We start from the raw sequence: 19,971 nt of genomic DNA, 5'->3' as shown, positions 1-19,971 counted from the left end.
ATAATAGTGGAGTTTCGAGAAAATATACAGGGAGGAGGACATGATGAATCATGAAATGTAAATACTGCGGACATGAGATACCGGATGGTGTGTTGTATTGTGATGCATGTGGGAATGAAGTCCGTATTGTTCCTGATTATAATCCTCTTGATGATATGTTAACCGAGCAGGTTCGGTTTTCGATAGATGAACAAAATGAAGGGAAAGAAGATCCGGATTATCTGGCATATGACCGTACCCGGGTGGATGTCCGAAGTAATACGGGTGGACGTACCAGTGGAAGATCTGGCGCAACCGGTAGAATAACAGGAGTATCTGCCCGCACGACAAGACGAACGATGAATACGCGTGTGACGGGCGATACATCTATCCGGGCAACCGGTAAAACTACGGTGCTTCGCCAGACCGGAAGAACAGGAAATACAGGCAGAACCGGACGTACCGGTCAGATCGCAGACCGTACCGGAGGCGGTAAAAGGTCTGTGAGTCGTAAGAAGAAAGAACAGAAGATGGCAAGACTTAGGAGAAAGCGCCGGATTGTCATTCTTGTTCTTATTCTTTGTATTGCTGCGATCGCTGGTATCAGTTATGCACTTTACATCAATTCCTATACGGGAATTGTAAGAAGTGGTAATAATGCACTTAAGAATCAGGAATATTCAAAAGCGGAAAGTTATTTTAAAAGAGCGATCAAAAAGAATAAGCAACGGCCGGAGGCTTATAGCGGTCTTGCAAAGACATATCTCGGTCAGGATGAAGATGACAAGGCAGAGAATGTATTCCTGGACGCGATTGATACGCAGTCAGGAAATGCGGATCTTTATGATGCCTGTTTCCAGTTTTATCTGGATACAGACCAGACACTTAAGATTCCGGAACTTCTCGATGACGCTGATGATTCTGTACAGGAACAGTTGTCAGAATATGATATTGACAGACCAACATACAGTCTGGATGATAAAAAGACATATGATGATGTACAGCAGGTGACACTTACCGCCGGTAAAGGAATGACGATTTATTATACAACCGATGGAACGGATCCGACATTTGACAGCGACAAATACAAAGAACCGATTCAGCTTGAAGAAGGGGAAAATGACGTGCGCGCAATTGCTGTCAATAAAAAAGGAATACCGAGCAGCACTGCACAGAAGGTGTATAAGATTGTGTTCCCGATTGAGGAAGCACCGGCTATTTCACCGTCTACCGGACAGTACGAAAGTAGTCAGACGATTGAAATTAAAGTACCGGATGGATATACGGCATACTATACGATGAATGGAAAGACACCGACAACATCCTCAAAGAAATATACCGGGCCGATTAAGATGCCGGAGGGCGAGACATTGTTTAAGGCGATTCTTGTAAACAGTGACGGACGTTCAAGTGGTGTTACAACACGTAATTACGTGCTGGATCTCAGCAGCTCGAAGGGCAATTCAGATACCTCATCCAATATATCCGGAAGTAACAGCGATTCTTCGGATATATCTACGTCCGACAGTAATACTGACGGATTGGGAACAGATACAACAACCGGAAGCCGTTCCAACCGTGTGATCACCGGAAAGGGAGGAGCTTCTGAGTAGGACTGATGTCAGAATAAAGCAAAAAGATAATATAAGAAATGAGCAGGGACACATGGAAAGTGAAGCTTATCATGTGTCCTTTTTTGTGTAATAGTTTCGTTTCTACTACGTAAAAACTCTCCGGAAGGATGCGCACTCACGTGAAATGGCAGAGTGTAATAAGCAACAGCGCTCAACGCAAGAAAATGCCTTGGCACATTCTATTTTGTTATGACGATATGAAAAAAGATTGCACGAAAATAAGTACAAAAAGTTATAAAAAAACTATTGCGTTATTTTTTTAACAGATATATAATTGCGTTAAAGAATTAACAAAACAATATATCTTAAGAAAAGGAGATGCGAACAATGGCAAGATTTACATTACCAAGAGACGTATATCACGGCAAAGGATGTTTGGAAGAACTTAAGAATTTAAAAGGTAAAAAAGCAATCCTCGTAGTAGGCGGCGGTTCTATGAAGCGACAGGGATTTCTGGACAAGGCTGTCGGTTATTTGAAAGAAGCTGGTATGGAAGTCCAGTTGTTTGAAGGTGTAGAACCTGATCCATCTGTAGAAACTGTAATGAAAGGTGCAAAAGCAATGCAGGAGTTCGAACCGGACTGGATCGTTGCTATGGGTGGAGGATCACCAATCGATGCTGCAAAAGCAATGTGGGCATTTTATGAATATCCGGACATTACATTTGAAGATCTGATCACACCGTTCAGTTTCCCGGAATTAAGACAGAAAGCAAAATTTGCAGCGATTCCGTCTACATCGGGAACGGCAACAGAGGTTACGGCATTCTCCGTTATCACAGATTATGCAAAAGGAATCAAATACCCTCTGGCAGATTTCAATATCACACCAGATGTAGCAATCGTTGATTCAGAACTGGTAGAAGGACTTCCGGCAAAACAGGTTGCATATACAGGAATGGATGCACTGACACATGCGATTGAAGCTTATGTATCTACTCTGAACTGTGTATATACAGATCCACTTGCAATCCAGGCAATTGAAATGGTATTCGATTACCTGCCGGCATCTTACAACGGAAATATGGAAGCAAGAGCACAGATGCATGACGCACAGTGTCTCGCAGGAATGGCATTTTCCAATGCATTACTTGGAATTGTCCACTCTATGGCACATAAGACGGGTGCAGTCTTCTCAACCGGTCATATCACACATGGTCTTGCGAATGCAATGTATCTGCCATATGTAATCAAATACAATGCAAAAGATCCGATCGCAGCAAAACGTTATGCGGAGATCGCACGTAAAGTAGGACTTCCGGGAGCTTCAGAAAAGGCACTGATCAATAGTTTGTGTGAGAAGATCCAGGCATTCAATGTAAAACTTAACATTCCGGCAACATTAAAAGAGTTCGGAATCAAAGAAGATGAATTCAAAGAGAAGATTGCTACAATCGCTGAAAATGCTGTTGGTGATGCCTGTACAGGATCTAACCCAAGAGCCATCGATCCGGCAACAATGGAAAAGTTATTTACATGCATTTATTACGGAACAGAAGTTGACTTTTAATTCGGCATTTTTCCAATTACCATACATAAGGAAGGAAGCGGAACCTGACTCCGCTTCCTTCTTTTATCGCCGTCAGGGCAATATAAAAAATATAACATTTATGTGTCCGTCAGGCTGCATTTGATGAATGTTAAATGTTTATCTATAAGTATATAATTATAATAAATAGTCAAAAGAAGAGAATTACTGCAAAACAATTGTACAAAAACAGGATGTATTGCTTGCTATTTTTCTAAAAATATTTTATTATGATAAAAGGATTATATTCGAGGAGGAAGAAAGATGTACAAGATATTGAAAGCTGAGAAATTGGCTGCGAACATTTATCTTATGGATGTCGAAGCTCCACGTGTTGCACGTCACTGTGAACCGGGACAGTTCGTTATCGTTAAGATGGATGAAAAAGGGGAACGTATTCCACTTACAATTTGTGATTATGACAGAGAAGCCGGAACGATTACAATTGTATTCCAGCCGGTAGGAGCATCTACAACAAAGATGACAGAGATGAAAGCCGGAGATTATTTCCGCGATTTCACAGGACCGCTTGGATGTCCATCTGAATTTATTCATGAAGATCTGGAAGAACTGAAAAAGAAGAAAATCTTATTTGTCGGTGGTGGTGTCGGAGCCGCACCGGTATACCCACAGGTAAAATGGATGAAAGAGCATGGAATCGATGTGGATGTTATCATCGGCTCCAAGACAAAAGACCTCTTAATTCTGGAAGACCAGATGGAGGCAGCTGCAGGAAATTATTATCCATGTACAGATGATGGATCTTATGGTCATGCAGGTATGGTTACAACAAAGATCGAACAGCTTGTAGAAGAAGGCAACAAATACGATGTCTGTATCGCAATCGGACCAATGATCATGATGAAATTCGTATGCCTGCTTACAAAGAAACTGGAGATCCCGACAGTTGTAAGTATGAATCCGATCATGGTAGACGGAACCGGTATGTGTGGAGCCTGTCGTCTGATTGTAGGCGGAGAAGTAAAATTCGCATGCGTAGACGGACCGGAATTTGACGGACATCTCGTTGATTTTGACAACGCTATGAAGAGACAGCAGATGTATAAGACACAGGAAGGTCGTGCGATGTTAAAATTACAGGAAGGTGACACCCATCACGGTGGATGTGGCCAGTGCGGAGGTGAGAACTAATGGCAGATGTATTAAAAAGAGTGCCTGTCAGAGAACAGGATCCAAAAGTAAGAGCTACGAATTTCGAAGAAGTTTGTTATGGATATAATCAGGAAGAGGCAATGGAAGAAGCTACACGTTGCCTAAACTGTAAGAATGCAAGATGTATCCAGGGATGTCCGGTATCGATCAACATTCCGGGATTTATCTCAAAAGTAAAAGAAGGAGATATCGAAGGCGCATATAAAGTAATCGGTGAGTCTTCTGCACTTCCTGCAATCTGCGGACGTGTATGTCCACAGGAATCACAGTGTGAGTGCAAATGTATTCGTGGAATCAAAGGCGACGCCGTATCTATAGGTAAACTGGAAAGATTCGTTGCAGATTATGCACTGGAACATGATATTAAACCTGAAAAAGCTGAGAAGACCAATGGTCACAAAGTTGCAGTGATCGGTTCCGGTCCGTCCGGACTTACCTGCGCAGGAGATCTTGCCAAATTAGGATATGAAGTAACTGTATTTGAGGCACTTCACGAACTCGGGGGTGTGCTTGTATATGGTATTCCTGAATTCCGTCTTCCAAAGCAGAAAGTTGTTAAGAAAGAGATTGAGAAGGTAAAAGAACTCGGTGTTAAGTTCGAGACAAACGTTGTAATCGGTAAATCTACAACGATTGACCAGTTAATGGAAGAAGAGAACTTCGAAGCAGTATTCATCGGATCAGGAGCCGGACTTCCAATGTTTATGGGTATTCCGGGAGAAACTGCAAATGGCGTATTCTCTGCAAATGAATATCTGACAAGAAGTAACCTGATGAAAGCATTTGATGATTCTTATGATACACCGATCGCAGCAGGCAAGAAAGTTGCAGTTGTCGGTGGTGGTAACGTAGCTATGGATGCTGCGAGAACGGCACTTCGTCTTGGCGCAGAAGTACATGTTGTATATCGTCGAAGCGAAGCAGAGCTTCCGGCAAGAGCAGAAGAAGTTCACCATGCAAAAGAAGAAGGCATCATCTTTGATCTTCTTACCAATCCGAAAGAGATTCTCGTTGATGAGAACGGTTGGGTGAAAGGTATGAAAGTTGTGAAGATGGAACTTGGTGAGCCTGATGCATCCGGAAGAAGACGTCCAGTTGAGATTCCTGGATCTGAGTATGATATTGACCTGGATACAGTGATCATGTCTCTTGGCACTTCTCCGAACCCACTGATTGCTTCTACAACAAAAGGTCTGGAGACAAACAAGAGAAAATGCATCGTTGCCGAAGAAGACAACGGACAGACTTCCAAAGCATTTGTATTTGCCGGCGGAGATGCCGTTACAGGAGCTGCTACAGTTATCCTTGCTATGGGAGCCGGTAAAGCAGGAGCAAAAGGTATCCACGAAGCATTATCCAAGTAGAACATATAAAAATCTTAAAGTTTTATACAGATATTAATCATTAAGATTATGAAGACGAAAAGACAAGGGCAGGTAATTCTGTGCCTTGTCTTTTTTTCTGGGTGTGGTATAATTTTGAAATATGACGTGAAGGAAACAGCAAGCAGAAAGGAGTATTTATGACTGTATTTTTAGGACTTATCATTCCTTTTATCGGAACAACTCTTGGCGCAGTTTGCGTATTTTTTGTGAAAAATGAATTAAAACCGTTGATCCAGAAATCGCTGCTCGGATTCGCAGCGGGAGTAATGGTTGCAGCCTCTGTGTGGTCTCTTCTGATACCTGCAATGGAAATGAGCGGGTCAATGGGCAGGCTTGCATTTCTTCCGGCTGCGGTTGGATTCATTATCGGAATCCTGTTTTTGCTGATTCTGGACCGGGCTATTCCACATCTGCACATCGGATGCGAGGAGGCAGAAGGCCCGGCATGCAGTCTGAAAAAATCAACGATGCTGATTCTTGCTGTAACGATTCATAATATTCCGGAAGGAATATCCAGCGGTGCCATATTTGCCGGCATCGTCAGCGGCAATACCAATATAACTCTGGCGGGAGCATTTGCTCTGTCTATTGGTATTGCAATCCAGAATCTTCCGGAGGGATTTATTGTCTCTCTGCCAATCAGAAGTGAAAATGGACGTGGAAAGGCATTTTTCTATGGTATGCTTTCTGGAATCGTTGAACCGATCGCGGGTGGGATTACTGTATTATTTGCTTCTTTTATTACACCGGGATTGCCGTATCTGCTTGCATTTGCGGCAGGGGCGATGATCTATGTTGTCGTTGAGGAATTGATTCCGGAGGCAGCGGAAGGTGAACACAGTAATATTGGAACCATCGGATTTGCAGCAGGATTCGTATTAATGATGATTCTGGATGTGGCACTGGGATAAAAGTGCTGTATATCAGAAAGTTACAATAAATAAAAGGACACGAACAGCTATGGGACAGAACCTTGAGGATATCCGCTTTGACGGAGAACTTTTTTTAGAAGACGTATTAGAAAAATTACATAAAAAGATGGATGAACTGAAAGAGGATCTGACTGCCGGGGAACAGGAGATCCGCCAGATGCATGACTATTACTGGGAAAATTATACCGAGATGGACCAGTATGGATATGAAGATTATGATAATCAGCAGGCACTTTTGCATCAGGTGAATGCAAATCAGGAAAAACTGCGCATGCAGCAGAGAATTGCAAGGCTCATGGATGCCCCTTTTTTTGGACGAGTGGATTTCATCTATGATGGAGAAGACGAATCGGAGCCATTTTATATTGGAATCGGAAATTTTGCGCCGGAAGCGGGTATGTGTCCGCTGATCTATGACTGGCGTGCGCCGGTCTGTGGACTTTTCTATGATTATGATGCCGGAGAAGCTTCCTATGAGGCGCCATCCGGTACGATCACAGGAAAGATTGCATCCAAGTGGCAGTATAAGATCCGTAAGGGAAAAATGATCTATGCCTTTGAGAGCGATACGAAGATTGATGATGAGATTTTAAAACAGGAGCTTGGAAGCAACAGCGATGTACAGTTAAAGAATATTGTGCGCACGATCCAGAAGGAACAGAACGCAATCATCCGTAACCGCAAAGACCAGATCCTTGTGATCCAGGGTGTGGCAGGAAGTGGCAAGACATCGGTAGCGCTTCATCGTGTGGCATATCTTCTGTATCATGACAGAGAACATCTGAAAGCGTCAAATGTGCTGATCTTATCGCCGAACAGTGTGTTTTCGGATTATATTTCACATATTCTGCCGGAACTTGGAGAAGAAAACATCCGGGAGATGAGCTTTGATCTTTTTGCATACAAAGAACTGCATAGTATTGTAAATGACTGTGAAGACCGCTATGACGAACTGGAACATCAGATGCAGTTCCCGGACGCAGCTGCAAAGAAGCAGTATGAATTGAAACAGTCACCGGAGATCATCGGAATGATGGAGGCATTTCTTGCACTTTTGGAAGAAGAGCTGGTTGATCTGAAAGAGATCTCTTATAAAGGATATACTAAGTCAGAGAGTGAAATTATCTCTCTCTTTTATTTCAAATTCCAGAATACACCGCTGCTCGCAAGAATGGATGCAGTCATGGATTATTTTAAAGATGAATTTGTGACTTTAAGAGGCAGGGAACTCTCCGAGGAAGAAGAGGAATATCTGAAAGAAAAGGCAGGGCAGATGTATATGGAACGTGATATTTATCATATTTATAACCGCTTTCTGGAGTTTGCAGGTTATGAAACATTACCAGATCTGCCATATGAAAAAAGGATCCTTTCTTATGAAGATGTCTATCCGATGTTATATTTAAAATACCGCCTGTGCGGAGCCACACAGCATAAAAATGTCAAACATCTTGTCATCGATGAGATGCAGGATTATTCTTATCTGCAGTACAGTATTCTTGCCATGTTATTCCCGTGCAGAATGACGATCCTCGGCGACCGCATGCAGACAATGGATGAAAAGCAACAGGATGTCACCCGGTTTCTTCCGAAGATTTTTGAACGGAAAGTAAGGAAACTGGAGATGAATAAAAGTTATCGTAATACTGTCGAGATCGCAGAGTATGCAAGAGCACTGAGCGGCGATCAGGAGCTGGAACTTCTGATGCGTCATGGACAGGGTGTTACAGAACAGACATTTGTTTCAAAAGAAGCGTTGCTGGATCAGGTTCTTATAGATGTAAACCTGGAAAAATACGAGACTGCTGCCATTTTAACACTGACAGAAGAAGATGCTTTAACCGTCTGTCAGATTTTGAAGGACAGGGAAGAAAATTATCATTATATTGACCGTAATACATCTGCGTTTGAAAAAGGGCTTACCGTGACAACCTTTTATCTGGCAAAAGGGCTGGAATTTGACCAGGTATTCACTGCATTTTTCCATCGTGACAATCCACTTTACAAGCAGGCGGCTTACATCAGTGCGACAAGGGCGCTGCATGAACTTTTTGTCTATCAGATATAAGGAGAGATAAGAAATCTATGAAAATAACAGTGATAACCGTAGGGAAAATAAAAGAAAAATATCTGAAAGATGCAATTGCAGAATACAGCAAACGGCTCAGCCGTTACTGCAAACTGGAAATTCTGGAAGTTGCTGATGAGAAGACACCGGATGGTGCAAGTGAGATAGTAGAAGAGAATATCCGCGAAAAAGAAGGCGAACGGATTTTAAAGCTGATCAAAGAGGACGCATATGTCATCACGCTGGAAATCAGCGGAAAGATGTTAACTTCCGAGGAACTGGCAGACCGGATCGAGACACTTGGAATCCAGGGGAAAAGCCACCTGGTATTCGTGATCGGCGGATCGATCGGACTTGGAAGAGAAGTGTTAAGGCGTTCCGACTATGCACTCAGTTTTTCCAAAATGACATTTCCGCATCAGCTTATGCGCGTCATTTTGCTGGAGCAGATTTACAGAAGTTATCGCATTATCAATGGAGAGCCGTATCATAAATAAGATGATATCAGATAAGGTGTGGTGAAAGTGCATAGTACGTAATTATCTGCAGACATCACAACATCAACATTATATAGATTATATAGAACAGAAGGTTAGAACATGAACGAAGATAAAGAATTTTTAGGAACAGAACCAATTGGAAAATTATTATTAAGACTGGCGCTTCCAACCCTAGCGGCTCAGATTATCAATATGCTGTACAATATTGTGGACCGTATTTATATCGGGCATATCCCACATGTAGGTGCGGCGGCACTGACAGGAGTCGGTGTCTGCATGCCACTGATTATGATCGTGTCTGCATTTGCGGCACTGGTCGGATATGGAGGTTCGCCGAGAGCATCCATTTATCTCGGAAAGAAAGATGTTGAATCGGCAGAGAAGATTTTAGGAAACTGCTTTACAATGCAGATTCTTGTATCGCTGATACTGACAGCAGTTTTGATTATCTGGAATCGGGATCTTCTGCTTGCATTCGGTGCCAGTGAAAATACAATTCCCTATGCGAACAGCTATATGAATCTTTATGCACTTGGAACGCTGTTTGTAGAACTGACACTTGGTATGAACGCATTTATTACGACACAGGGATTTGCTAAGACTGGAATGTATTCCGTTTTGATTGGTGCAGTTGCCAATATCATCCTGGATCCTGTGTTTATCTTTTTACTGGGTATGGGAGTGAGAGGAGCGGCGCTTGCTACAATACTTTCGCAGGCTCTTTCCTGCATCTGGGTCGTGAGTTTTCTGTGTGGGAAGAAGACATTTATCCGTATCCGGAAAGAGAATCTGAAACTGATACCGAAAGTAATTTTACCGTGTCTTGCACTTGGATCTGCAACATTTATTATGCAGGCAAGTGAGAGCGTTATTTCGGTATGCTTCAATTTTTCGCTTCAGAAATACGGCGGAGATATGGCAGTTGGAGCTATGACAATCCTTACAAGCGTCATGCAGTTTGCAATGCTTCCGCTTCAGGGATTCGGCCAGGGGGCACAGCCAATCATGAGTTACAATTACGGCGCAAAAAATGTAAAGCGTGTAAAAGCCGCCTTTTTATTACTATTAAAGATCAGTATGATCTATGCAGTTATTTTATGGGGCTGCGTCATGTTCTTCCCGCAGATTTTTGCCGGAATCTTCACAACAGATACGGCACTGGTTGCATTTACAGCAAAAGCGCTCCGTGTATATCTTGCAGTGATGTTCCTGTTCGGTATCCAGATTTCCTGCCAGATGGCGTTTAATTCACTTGGAAGAGCTGTGGAATCCATTATCGTTGCAGTTGTACGTAAGTTCGTGCTTCTGATTCCGCTTATCTATATTATTCCGCAGATCTTCCGCGCGGATCAGACAACAGCGGTTTATATGGCAGAGCCGGTCGCAGATTTGATCGCAGTTACATTTACGGCAATTTTATTTTCTGTTCGATTCAAAAAGGCGCTTAGAGCAATCTAGGCGCCTTTTTGAATCGGATGCATAATCTGTCATTAGCAGATTATACGTTGCAGTATATTAAATTTCATTTGGAGAGTGTGCTCGGTTACGTCTGGCTCCGATGATATAGATAAGCGTCATCGGATAATCTAATATCAACCCGAAAAGGAAAATAATACAATCACCCGTTTCAATCGGGCTGTCAATACTCATAATGGCATTATAAATGTCATTTCCGGCTATGAATATGAGGAAAATAAGTCCAAGTGCAAGGATTTTATTTCCCTTTTCTGGTGTATTACAGCCATGTTCGGCATAATATCCCATAAAGAAAGCATAAGCTGCAAATATATTATAATAAATAATTTCCGTCGCAGAAAGACCACCAAATACAGCCACCAGTCCCATTGAGATTGGGAGAAGTCCATAAAGCTGAAAATAGATTCCGCTGATTCGCAATAATTTTCTGCCGCCAAGTGCCTGCATTCCGCCGATGGAATATACAAGATCTTCACAGAATTCCCGAATCGGTTTTCCGATAACCTCCATAAAATCTTCCCCTCGTTCCTGTGATTCTAATGCCATTCCAGTAATGTCCTCTTCAATCTGACGAATCTCTTCAGTAGAAAGAGGGAACGTACGGATATATCGTTTTGCTTTTCTCATAATTTTTTCATTTTCCTTTGTTAGTTTCATAATGATTCCTCCATATTTAAGATTTCATTTACTGATTTCTGCACCTGATTCCAACAGTTTATAAATCCATGCAGATAGGTAAGTCCTTCGTCGGTAATGGAATAGTATTTGCGCCTTGGTCCAAGAGGAGACGGACGCAGAGTTGAACTAATATAATTCTTCTTCTCCAATCTGACGAGAAGTGGATAAATCGTTCCTTCTTTAATATCCTCAAAACCATACTCTGTAAGGCTGGTTACAATCTGGTAGCCGTAAGTGGTTTCCCGATACAGAATCTGTAAAATACAACCTTCCAGTGTCCCGCGCATAAGCTGTGACTTGTCATACATATTGTAATCACCATCCTTTTTTCAAATTCTTTATTTACTACCTTACAATACATAGTAGCTATTGACTATATTGTAACACATAGTAGTGAGATGTCAAGTGAAACATAAAAATGATTTACAGATAAGGAAAGCATATATTGCGTCTGGGAATAGTCCTTGTGAGAAAATGCGATCTGCTGTATGATGTGTATATAATAAAAATTAGAGAGGGCATAATAAAATGGAAATAAACAGGATAACTGAATTAACGGATTTTATAGAGCAGTCACCGACCGCTTTCCATGCGGTACAAAATTTGAAAACCATGCTGGATAAAGATGGATTCCAGGAATTAAAGGAAGCTGAAAAATGGCATCTGGAACCAGACGGAAAATACTATGTCACAAGAAATAATTCCAGCATTATTGCATTGAAAATAGGAAATGCTTTGGATGAATACAGCTTTCATGTGACGGCATCCCACAGCGATTCACCGACATTCAAATTAAAAGAAAATATCGAGATAAATGTCGCTGGAAAGTATACCGTGCTCAACACAGAAGGATACGGCGGTATGATCTGTTCTACATGGTTCGACAGACCGCTTTCGTTGGCAGGCCGTGTTATGGTAAAAGATGGAAACAGTATTGAAACAAAATTAGTGAAAATTAATCGTGATCTGCTTATGATCCCAAGTCTTGCCATTCATATGGACCGCAAAGTAAACGATGGAAAATCCTACAACAAACAGATCGACATGCTTCCGGTTCTGTCCGGCAGTGTAAAAGAATCCGGCGAGATAAAAGCGATCATTGCAAAAGAACTGGATGTAGAAACAGAGGATATTTATGGAATGGATCTTTTCTTATATAACCGTATGAAAGCGGTACGCTGGGGAAGTGAAGAAGAATTTATTGGATGTCCGAGACTGGATGATTTAGAGTGTGCATTTACTTCTGCAAAAGCATTCCTGACAGCCGGTAATCAGAAAAATATCAATGTCTTTGCCTGCTTTGATAATGAAGAAGTCGGTTCCGGAACGAAACAAGGAGCCAAGTCTACCTTCCTTTTTGATGTATTGTGGCGCACAAATCAAGCACTGGGATACAGCGAAGAAGATTTTTACCGTGCACTTGCAGGAAGCTTTCTGTTAAGCTGCGACAATGCACATGCTGTGCATCCGAATTACAGGCAGAAAACAGATACGACGAACTGTACTTATATGAACGAAGGAATTGTTGTGAAATCACATGCCGGTCAGAAATATACAAGTGATGCGGTCAGTATTGCGGTATTTAAGATGATCTGTGAAAAAGCAGGTGTTCCGGTACAGTTTTTCGCAAACCGTTCGGATGAAGCAGGTGGCAGTACGCTTGGTAATCTTGCTATGGCTCAGGTGTCCATGAACACAGTTGATATCGGGCTGCCACAGCTTGGCATGCATTCCGCATATGAGACAGCCGGTGTCAAAGATGTGGATTCTATGATACGTGCCATACAGGAATTTTATCAAACGCACATAAAAGCAAACGCGGATGGAAATTACATTCTCAAAGAATAAAATCAGAAATAAATTTACAAAACATTGTGTGAAAGAGTTCGCTGAACGAAATAATAATAAAAGAAAATCTCTGGGAAAACAGGAGCAGTCACGCTCTTTATTTCCAGAGATTTTTATCTTACATGCTTTCTGTTATCTCTTTATTCATCCCATCCTTCATAAAAACGGATGTTCATGGAAATGTTGCGGACAATATCGCCTTCTTCCAAAGTCAGATCTTCCAGATCACTGACATATGGGATGAGTGGTTCGTCTTCGGATAATTCCAGTGTCAACCAGTCTTTTCCGGCATCGTTGATACTGTCGATGGCGTCATCCAGAGTCTCCCCTTCTCCGTAACAATATTCCAGGTCCGGGAAATAACCTTTGTAGCTGCCTTCTTCAGTCTGACGGAAGATGGCAGGATATATAAATTTCATAAAATAGTTCCTCCTTCATTCGGTAAATGCATATCTTGTACTATTATAGCATCCAGAAATCAGAATGCAAGGTCTAAGAGACTATACAGGCGGAATAAACTCATGTATAATGTTAGATGCCAGGGGCAAAAGCCTAAAACTACGATGTGCTTGCACATGAGTAGTTTTAGGGCTTAATGCCCCGCCCCGATATGAGCATAAAAGTGGAGCGTAAGCTTCACGATATGCGAATATTGGGTAGAATTGTGAGAGTACGAAGTACGAAACAATTCGTATGGAATCTGTATATAACAGATGTGAAATAAGAAAAGTATCGGAGGTTTTTATGTTTACAATCAGAGATGTTAAAGAGACAGACAGAGAAGTCCTTTTTGCGATGGAGAAGGAATTTTATGAAGGACCGGCGTGTGACCACACGGTTCCGGAAGAAAATTTTGAGGCAACACTTAAGGAATGCCTGCGCAGCCGACAGTATGCGAGAATGTTGATGCTGGAAGATGAAACCGGCGTTGTCGGATATTTTAATATGTCTCTTACTTGGAGCAACGAGGCGGGAGGACAGACAGTTCTCTTAGAAGAACTTTTCTTCAAACCGGAAGCGAGAGGCAAAGGTTATGGAACAAAAGTATTTGCATGGGTAGAAGAAGAATACCCGGATGCTAAGAGATACCGCCTGGAGGCAACACCGTGCAATGAAAAAGCAATCGCGTTATACAAAAGGCTTGGATATGAAGAACTTGATTATTATCAAATGATTAAGGAACGTTAAAATACAGCACATGCAAAATTAGCTATTGGCAGTTTTCTTCAGATGCTATGGCGACAAAGAATTGTAGTTAGGTAAAAAAGAAATGGGGAAGTATATGAAAAGACAAAAGAAAAAAAGATTGATACTGCGCATTTTCAGAAATCTGATCTGTATCGGATTGTTTGTTATTCTTGCAGCACTTCTTGGAAATGCATGGGTGATTGGAAGCACGAAAGGTCTGATCAAAAAGGAATCTGAAGTGAAATCTTCAAAAGCAGACTGTATCTTTGTACTTGGAGCAGGCGTACACAAGGACAATTCACCGTCGCTTATGTTACGGGACCGTCTGGAGACGGCATGCAGACTTTATGAAGAAGGAGCAGCATCCAAGATCATTATGAGTGGCGATCATGGCAGAAAAGACTATGATGAAGTACAGGTTATGAAAGATTATGCCATAGATAAAGGGATTCCGTCTTCAGATATTTTTATGGATCATGCCGGATTTTCCACTTATGAGAGTATGTATCGTGCAAAGGCGGTTTTTCAGGTAAAGAATATGATCGTTGTGTCACAGAAATATCATCTGTATCGTGCACTGTACAGTGGCAAGGGGCTTGGAATGAAGGTGACCGGAGTTCCGGCAAAGGAAACGCGCTATGCAGGACAGATGTACCGGGATCTGCGGGAACTTCTGGCAAGAGATAAAGACGTTGTATCGGTATTGCTTAAGACAAAACCGACGTATCTTGGAGAAGCGATCCCGGTGAGCGGAGACGGGGATGCAACCAACGATCAGTAAATTTTTTTGCGTGGATGTGAGCATATTGATATAAAGATCTGCATAGATTACAATAACATCCATAAGAAGGCAGTCGGTGTGTATGGAGTTTGCAGAGATACCGAAAGATGTACTTCCGGGGCTGTCGGTTCTGACAGTAACCGGTAATGTGGAGCTTACGCTGGAGAACTACCGTGGGATTCTGGAATATACAGGCGAACTTGTCCGGGTGCAGGTAAAAGGCGGTCAGTTAAAAGTTACCGGAGAGCATCTGATGATCTCCTATTATACGAATGATGAGATGAAAATGACCGGATGGATCCGGGATATCGAATATCATTGCAGTGAATAAGGAGGTGTCGGAAAAGATGCTGATCCGTTTGTGGAGATATACCCGGGGATATTTAAGAATCCGTATTACAGGCTCCGGAACCGAGCGTTTTATTAATGGCTGTCGTCACAGGAACATCCGTCTCTGGAATCTGCAGGTTGTAAATGGCGCATATGAAGTAAATATGTTCGTATGCGATTTCAAAAAACTGAAAACGATTCTTCGAAAGACCGGTACGAAAGTCACGATCGTGAAGCGTATTGGTCTTCCTTTTTTTCTGCTCCGCTACCGCAGGAGAAAATTATTTTTTGCGGGATGTGTACTGTGTTTTGCATTACTGGTCATGCTGACACGTTTTATCTGGGATATTGATCTGTCGGGAAATCAGATCTATACGAGAGAGCAGATTCTTCATTATCTGGAAAATAATAAGGTACATACCGGAATGGTGAAATCGAAAGTAAACTGCGGCAAGATTGCAGCAGATCTTAGAAGGAATTATAAAAATATCATATGGGTTTCAGCGAGCATTGACGGCAATCGGCTCTGTATCCGTGTCCGGGAAAATATGGATGCATACAGAAGTAAAACAAAGAAACTGACGGAAAATAGAAAAGAGAAAACCGTGTCCCCTTATGATCTTGTCGCAGATACAGATGGTGTGATCACAGAAATTGTTCCAAGGGAAGGTATTCCCAGAATCCGGAAAGGAAAGAAGGTCAGAAAGGGACAGGTGCTTGTGTCCGGTCAGGTTCCGGTAAAGGACGACAGTCAGACAGTGATCGATTACCAGTATCACAGGGCAGATGCGGATATCAAAGCGGAAGTAAAGATTCCATATAAAGAGGTTTTAGCAAACAGTTATGCGAAAAAAGTTTATGGAACAATAAAGAAGAAAGAAGACTATATAAGGATTGCAGACTGGCAGTTTCAGACCGGAGATATTTTCCCCGAAAAACAGACGGAACAAACGAAAAAACAGGAAACTTATATCACAAATCATCCACTCTGCCTTTTTGACCGCATCAAACTGCCGGTTTCTTATGGCACGAAAACAACGGTTTTTTACAGAATAAGTCAGAAAAATCATACAACAAAGGAAAAACAGCAGCTTTTAAGCCATACATTTTCACAATATTGCCGTGATTTGGAGAAAAAAGGGGTAGAAATTCTGGAGAATGATGTTAAAATATACACAGGGTCAGGAAACGCCAGTGCGAGAGGCACGATCACTGCAGTCAGGAGTATCGGTGTTTTGAGACCGTCGAAGATAAAAAAGATTCCGCGAAATTCAAAATCGCAACAAGGAGAGAATATAGATGGGCATGATGGAAACAGTCATTGAGATTCCGACCGAGCATGAGCAGAATGTGTTCGGTCAGTTCGATGTTTATGCGAAAAAAATTGAAAGATCTTTACATGTCACACTTATAGCAAGAGATGAACATGTAAAGATCATGGGTGAAGCTGCCCGCGTTGAGAAAGCGAAAAGCGTACTTGCGAATCTGGTAAAACTGTCCGAACGTGGTGGTGGTATCACAGAACAGCAGGTAGATTATACACTTTCACTTGCAATGGAAGACAGCGAAGACAGTGTATTGGAGATTGATAAAGATATTATCTGTCATACGATCCAGGGTAAGCCGATCAAGCCGAAGACGCTGGGACAGAAAAAATACGTCGATGCGATCCGTAAGCAGATGATTACCTTCGGTCTCGGACCAGCAGGAACGGGAAAGACCTACCTTGCAATGGCGATGGCGATCACGGCATTTAAAAATAATGAAGTAGGACGTATCATTCTTACAAGACCGGCAATTGAAGCAGGAGAAAAACTTGGATTTCTTCCTGGAGATCTGCAGAGCAAGATCGATCCTTATTTAAGGCCACTGTATGATGCACTGTATCAGATCATGGGGGCGGAGAGTTTTCTGAAAAATTCTGAAAAAGGTCTGATCGAGGTGGCACCACTTGCTTACATGCGCGGTCGTACACTGGACAATGCATTTATTATTCTGGATGAAGCGCAGAATACAACTCCGGCACAGATGAAGATGTTCCTCACCCGTATCGGTTTTGGCTCCAAAGTCATTATCACCGGAGATGAAACGCAGAAAGACCTGCCGTCCGGTCAGATTTCCGGTCTGGATACAGCTGTAAAAGTTGTAAAAAACATTAATGATATCAGCATCTGCCGCTTGTCAAGCAAGGATGTTGTGCGTCATCCACTTGTACAGAAGATTGTAAAAGCTTATGAAGAATATGAAAATAAAGCAAATGCCGCCAAGGTACGCGGACGTGAAAAAAGGAGAAAATAATGACGGTTTACTTTGAAGAAGAGGGTGCCCTCACATTGCCTGTAAATGCAAAAGAGATTGCCGAAGAAGTCGTGGAAGGAGCACTGGATTATATCGGATGTCCTTATGAAGCGGAGGTGAATCTGCTTCTTACCATGAATGAACAAATCCATGAGATGAATCTTGAATTCCGAGAGATTGACAGACCGACGGATGTCCTGTCATTTCCGATGCTTGATTATGAAGAGGCAGGTAATTTTGATTTCCTTGAAAACTGTGAGGAAGCTTTTGATCCGGAAAGCGGAGAGCTTGTTCTTGGAGATATTGTCATATCAAAGGAAAAAGTTCTCGCACAGGCTGAAGAATACGGACATTCTCCCCGTAGAGAATATGCTTTTTTAATTGCACATTCTGTGTTACACTTATGTGGATATGACCATATGGAGGAAGAAGAACGCCTCGTTATGGAACAGAAGCAAAGAGAGATTTTAGAAAAATTAGAAATATTACGTTAAGATGGAGTAGAACATGTCGGAAAAACAACAAAGCGAAAAAAATCTGCTGATCCAGGGGACAATTCTGGCAGCCGCAGGAGTGATTACCAAGATCATCGGTGCGGTATACAGAGTTCCGCTGGTTGGTATTCTTGGTGATAAAGGACTGGGATATTACGGTGTTGCGTTCCAGATTTATGCGATTGCGCTGACACTGACTTCGTACAGTCTCCCAGTTGCTGTTTCCAAACTGGTATCCGCCAGAGTTGCAGTCGGCGAATATAAAAATGCATATAAAGTATTCCGTGGTGCGCTTGCATTTGCAATCACAGTAGGAGGAACGGCAGCACTGATTATATTCTTCGGCGCGGGAGTCATTGCCAAAAATATTATGGCGATGAGCATGAGTGTCTATGCACTTCGCGTACTTGCACCCTGTATTCTGATTGTAGCGATTCTTGGTGTATTCCGTGGTTTCTTTCAGGGCAACGGCTCTATGATGCCGACGGCAATCTCGCAGATCTTAGAGCAGATCATCAATGCGGTTGTCAGCATCGGTGGCGCTTATGTCTTATTAAAAGCAGGACGTGCGGTTGGAAAGACAAGAGGTGATTCCTCTTACGGAGAAGCTTATGGTGCGGCCGGTGGTACATTAGGAACAGTTGCCGGTGCAGCCGCAGCACTTGTGTTTGTAGTCTTTATCTTTCTCGTTTACCAGAGAGTTGTAAAGAAAAAAATGAAAAAAGACAGAAGCAGGCACAAGGAAACTTATGAAGAGATATTCCGGGTTCTGCTTTTGACGATCGCACCGGTTATTTTAAGTGCGACGGTATATAATATCTGTGGTGTTATTGACAATGCAATGTTTGGCAAGATCATGGCAGCACAGGGACACAAGGAGAGTGAATACGCAGCACTTCTTGGAATCATCAGTGGTAAGTACGATACGCTGATCAACGTTCCACTTGCCTTTTCCAGTGCGATCGCATCTGCGATGATGCCGAGTATTGTAGCGGCAGTTAAGAACAGAAGCCGCAAACAGTTACATAATAAGATTGAACTTTTCAGCCGTTTTACAATGGTTGTGGCACTTCCAAGTGCAGTGGGATTTATCGTGCTGGCAAAACCACTTCTGGATCTTATTTTCTTTACAGAAGATAACCGGATTGCAGCCGTGACACTGCAGTTTGGAGCATTGTCAGTTATTTTCTACTGTTTGTCAACAATCACAAATGCGGCGTTACAGGGCATGGATCGTATGATGACACCGGTATACAGTGCAGCGGCAGCACTTGTTGTACATATTATTTCATTGTTTATTATGATGGTTGTATTTAAGTGGGGCATTTATGCTGTTGTATTAAGTAAGATTGTATTCTCTGTTACTGCTTGTATTTTCAATGCACATGCCTTAAGAGAATATGCCGGCTTTGTACAGGAACGCAAGAAGACATTTATTATACCTGCGATTGCCTCTGTGATCATGGGTGTTGTGGCATTAGTTGTACACCTGTTCTTTGAGTTGTTCCTTGGAACACATATTGCTACAATTCTGGCACTTCTTGCGGCGGTAGCTGTTTATGGTACAGCAATCATCCTGCTTGGCGGTCTTACCGAAGCAGAAATGCGGCAGATGCCGATGGGAACAAAACTGGTTGCCGTTTGTAAAAAATGCCGTCTGTTTCCGTCTTAGGAGCGTAT

19 protein-coding genes are annotated in these 19,971 nt (G+C 42.3%); 16 read left to right on the top strand and 3 right to left on the bottom strand.

Annotation, left to right across the window (positions count from 1 at the left end):
• Positions 1–50: 50 nt before the first annotated feature.
• From DW152_RS02645 to DW152_RS02610, 8 genes are all read left to right on the top strand, one after another.
• A complete protein-coding gene (locus tag DW152_RS02645) occupies positions 51–1,592 on the top strand; it encodes a chitobiase/beta-hexosaminidase C-terminal domain-containing protein (protein WP_118287889.1) in 1,542 nt (513 codons plus the stop codon).
• Positions 1,593–1,940: 348 nt separating this feature from the next.
• The gene (locus DW152_RS02640) at positions 1,941–3,122 is read left to right on the top strand and encodes an iron-containing alcohol dehydrogenase (protein ID WP_021861032.1); all 1,182 of its coding nucleotides are present in this window, start codon (positions 1,941–1,943) and stop codon (positions 3,120–3,122) included.
• A gap of 282 nt (positions 3,123–3,404) precedes the next feature.
• On the top strand, positions 3,405–4,292 hold the full coding sequence (locus DW152_RS02635) for a sulfide/dihydroorotate dehydrogenase-like FAD/NAD-binding protein (protein WP_021861031.1): 888 nt from the start codon (positions 3,405–3,407) through the stop codon (positions 4,290–4,292).
• Complete coding sequence (gene gltA / locus DW152_RS02630) at positions 4,292–5,677, top strand: NADPH-dependent glutamate synthase (RefSeq protein ID WP_118287888.1); 1,386 nt, start codon at positions 4,292–4,294, stop codon at positions 5,675–5,677. Before DW152_RS02635 ends, gltA begins: the two co-directional genes overlap by 1 nt.
• 158 nt (positions 5,678–5,835) lie before the next feature.
• Entirely contained in the window at positions 5,836–6,609 is a 774-nt protein-coding gene (locus DW152_RS02625) for a ZIP family metal transporter (RefSeq protein WP_021861029.1), read from the top strand.
• Positions 6,610–6,658: 49 nt separating this feature from the next.
• On the top strand, positions 6,659–8,698 hold the full coding sequence (locus DW152_RS02620; RefSeq protein WP_118287930.1) for a HelD family protein: 2,040 nt from the start codon (positions 6,659–6,661) through the stop codon (positions 8,696–8,698).
• 17 nt (positions 8,699–8,715) lie between these two features.
• On the top strand, positions 8,716–9,195 hold the full coding sequence (gene rlmH / locus DW152_RS02615; RefSeq protein ID WP_021861027.1) for a 23S rRNA (pseudouridine(1915)-N(3))-methyltransferase RlmH: 480 nt from the start codon (positions 8,716–8,718) through the stop codon (positions 9,193–9,195).
• A gap of 102 nt (positions 9,196–9,297) precedes the next feature.
• Positions 9,298–10,656 carry an MATE family efflux transporter gene (locus DW152_RS02610; protein WP_021861026.1) on the top strand — a complete coding sequence of 453 codons (1,359 nt, stop codon included), beginning with the start codon at positions 9,298–9,300 and terminating at the stop codon, positions 10,654–10,656.
• A 57-nt stretch (positions 10,657–10,713) separates the two neighbouring features.
• On the opposite strand, the gene DW152_RS02605 is transcribed toward DW152_RS02610, so the two are convergent.
• Both DW152_RS02605 and DW152_RS02600 read right to left on the bottom strand, forming a co-directional pair.
• Entirely contained in the window at positions 10,714–11,331 is a 618-nt protein-coding gene (locus DW152_RS02605) for a hypothetical protein (protein WP_117537207.1), read from the bottom strand.
• Positions 11,328–11,660, bottom strand: a complete 333-nt coding sequence (locus tag DW152_RS02600; protein ID WP_117537206.1) for a PadR family transcriptional regulator — start codon at positions 11,658–11,660, stop codon at positions 11,328–11,330. Before DW152_RS02600 ends, DW152_RS02605 begins: the two co-directional genes overlap by 4 nt.
• Positions 11,661–11,880: 220 nt before the next feature.
• Between DW152_RS02600 and DW152_RS02595 the strand changes: the two genes are divergently transcribed.
• On the top strand, positions 11,881–13,200 hold the full coding sequence (locus DW152_RS02595; RefSeq protein WP_021861023.1) for a M18 family aminopeptidase: 1,320 nt from the start codon (positions 11,881–11,883) through the stop codon (positions 13,198–13,200).
• Between the two features lie 140 nt (positions 13,201–13,340).
• Here DW152_RS02595 and DW152_RS02590 read toward each other — a convergent pair whose 3' ends face one another.
• A complete protein-coding gene (locus DW152_RS02590) occupies positions 13,341–13,619 on the bottom strand; it encodes a type II toxin-antitoxin system HicB family antitoxin (protein WP_021861022.1) in 279 nt (92 codons plus the stop codon).
• Positions 13,620–13,944: 325 nt separating this feature from the next.
• Here DW152_RS02590 and DW152_RS02585 point away from each other — a divergent pair, with 325 nt between their 5' ends.
• The 7 genes from DW152_RS02585 to DW152_RS02555 all read left to right on the top strand — a co-directional run bounded on the left by DW152_RS02585 (position 13,945) and on the right by DW152_RS02555 (position 19,963).
• Complete coding sequence (locus tag DW152_RS02585) at positions 13,945–14,388, top strand: GNAT family N-acetyltransferase (RefSeq protein WP_118287887.1); 444 nt, start codon at positions 13,945–13,947, stop codon at positions 14,386–14,388.
• Between the two features lie 94 nt (positions 14,389–14,482).
• Positions 14,483–15,169, top strand: coding sequence for a SanA/YdcF family protein (locus DW152_RS02580; protein ID WP_118287886.1), 687 nt, complete (start codon positions 14,483–14,485; stop codon positions 15,167–15,169).
• An 82-nt stretch (positions 15,170–15,251) separates the two neighbouring features.
• Entirely contained in the window at positions 15,252–15,500 is a 249-nt protein-coding gene (locus DW152_RS02575; protein WP_021861019.1) for a YabP/YqfC family sporulation protein, read from the top strand.
• A 16-nt stretch (positions 15,501–15,516) separates the two neighbouring features.
• Entirely contained in the window at positions 15,517–16,824 is a 1,308-nt protein-coding gene (locus DW152_RS02570) for a sporulation protein YqfD (protein WP_118287885.1), read from the top strand.
• Entirely contained in the window at positions 16,799–17,797 is a 999-nt protein-coding gene (locus DW152_RS02565) for a PhoH family protein (RefSeq protein WP_021861017.1), read from the top strand. Before DW152_RS02570 ends, DW152_RS02565 begins: the two co-directional genes overlap by 26 nt.
• Entirely contained in the window at positions 17,797–18,291 is a 495-nt protein-coding gene (gene ybeY, locus DW152_RS02560) for an rRNA maturation RNase YbeY (RefSeq protein ID WP_117537203.1), read from the top strand. The genes DW152_RS02565 and ybeY overlap by 1 nt, the downstream gene beginning before the upstream one ends.
• Before the next feature lie 13 nt (positions 18,292–18,304).
• Positions 18,305–19,963 (top strand): putative polysaccharide biosynthesis protein, encoded by a 1,659-nt coding sequence (locus DW152_RS02555; RefSeq protein WP_118287884.1) that lies wholly within the window; start codon positions 18,305–18,307, stop codon positions 19,961–19,963.
• Positions 19,964–19,971: the final 8 nt, after the last annotated feature.

Source organism: Dorea sp. AM13-35, assembly GCF_003473885.1.
In the GTDB taxonomy this organism is placed as follows: Bacteria; Bacillota; Clostridia; order Lachnospirales; family Lachnospiraceae; genus Dorea_D; species Dorea_D hominis.
The sequence above is the reverse complement of the archived record's forward strand: the minus strand, read 5'-3'. Positions and strand labels throughout refer to the sequence as shown.

Bases quoted from the DNA above. Each gene is read 5' to 3' on its own strand.
- DW152_RS02645 (WP_118287889.1), top strand. From the start codon at position 51: ATGAAATGTAAATACTGCGGACATGAGATACCGGATGGTGTGTTGTAT.
- DW152_RS02640 (WP_021861032.1), top strand. From the start codon at position 1,941: ATGGCAAGATTTACATTACCAAGAGACGTATATCACGGCAAAGGATGT.
- DW152_RS02635 (WP_021861031.1), top strand. From the start codon at position 3,405: ATGTACAAGATATTGAAAGCTGAGAAATTGGCTGCGAACATTTATCTT.
- gltA (WP_118287888.1), top strand. From the start codon at position 4,292: ATGGCAGATGTATTAAAAAGAGTGCCTGTCAGAGAACAGGATCCAAAA.
- DW152_RS02625 (WP_021861029.1), top strand. From the start codon at position 5,836: ATGACTGTATTTTTAGGACTTATCATTCCTTTTATCGGAACAACTCTT.
- DW152_RS02620 (WP_118287930.1), top strand. From the start codon at position 6,659: ATGGGACAGAACCTTGAGGATATCCGCTTTGACGGAGAACTTTTTTTA.
- rlmH (WP_021861027.1), top strand. From the start codon at position 8,716: ATGAAAATAACAGTGATAACCGTAGGGAAAATAAAAGAAAAATATCTG.
- DW152_RS02610 (WP_021861026.1), top strand. From the start codon at position 9,298: ATGAACGAAGATAAAGAATTTTTAGGAACAGAACCAATTGGAAAATTA.
- DW152_RS02605 (WP_117537207.1), bottom strand. From the start codon at position 11,331: ATGAAACTAACAAAGGAAAATGAAAAAATTATGAGAAAAGCAAAACGA.
- DW152_RS02600 (WP_117537206.1), bottom strand. From the start codon at position 11,660: ATGTATGACAAGTCACAGCTTATGCGCGGGACACTGGAAGGTTGTATT.
- DW152_RS02595 (WP_021861023.1), top strand. From the start codon at position 11,881: ATGGAAATAAACAGGATAACTGAATTAACGGATTTTATAGAGCAGTCA.
- DW152_RS02590 (WP_021861022.1), bottom strand. From the start codon at position 13,619: ATGAAATTTATATATCCTGCCATCTTCCGTCAGACTGAAGAAGGCAGC.
- DW152_RS02585 (WP_118287887.1), top strand. From the start codon at position 13,945: ATGTTTACAATCAGAGATGTTAAAGAGACAGACAGAGAAGTCCTTTTT.
- DW152_RS02580 (WP_118287886.1), top strand. From the start codon at position 14,483: ATGAAAAGACAAAAGAAAAAAAGATTGATACTGCGCATTTTCAGAAAT.
- DW152_RS02575 (WP_021861019.1), top strand. From the start codon at position 15,252: ATGGAGTTTGCAGAGATACCGAAAGATGTACTTCCGGGGCTGTCGGTT.
- DW152_RS02570 (WP_118287885.1), top strand. From the start codon at position 15,517: ATGCTGATCCGTTTGTGGAGATATACCCGGGGATATTTAAGAATCCGT.
- DW152_RS02565 (WP_021861017.1), top strand. From the start codon at position 16,799: ATGGGCATGATGGAAACAGTCATTGAGATTCCGACCGAGCATGAGCAG.
- ybeY (WP_117537203.1), top strand. From the start codon at position 17,797: ATGACGGTTTACTTTGAAGAAGAGGGTGCCCTCACATTGCCTGTAAAT.
- DW152_RS02555 (WP_118287884.1), top strand. From the start codon at position 18,305: ATGTCGGAAAAACAACAAAGCGAAAAAAATCTGCTGATCCAGGGGACA.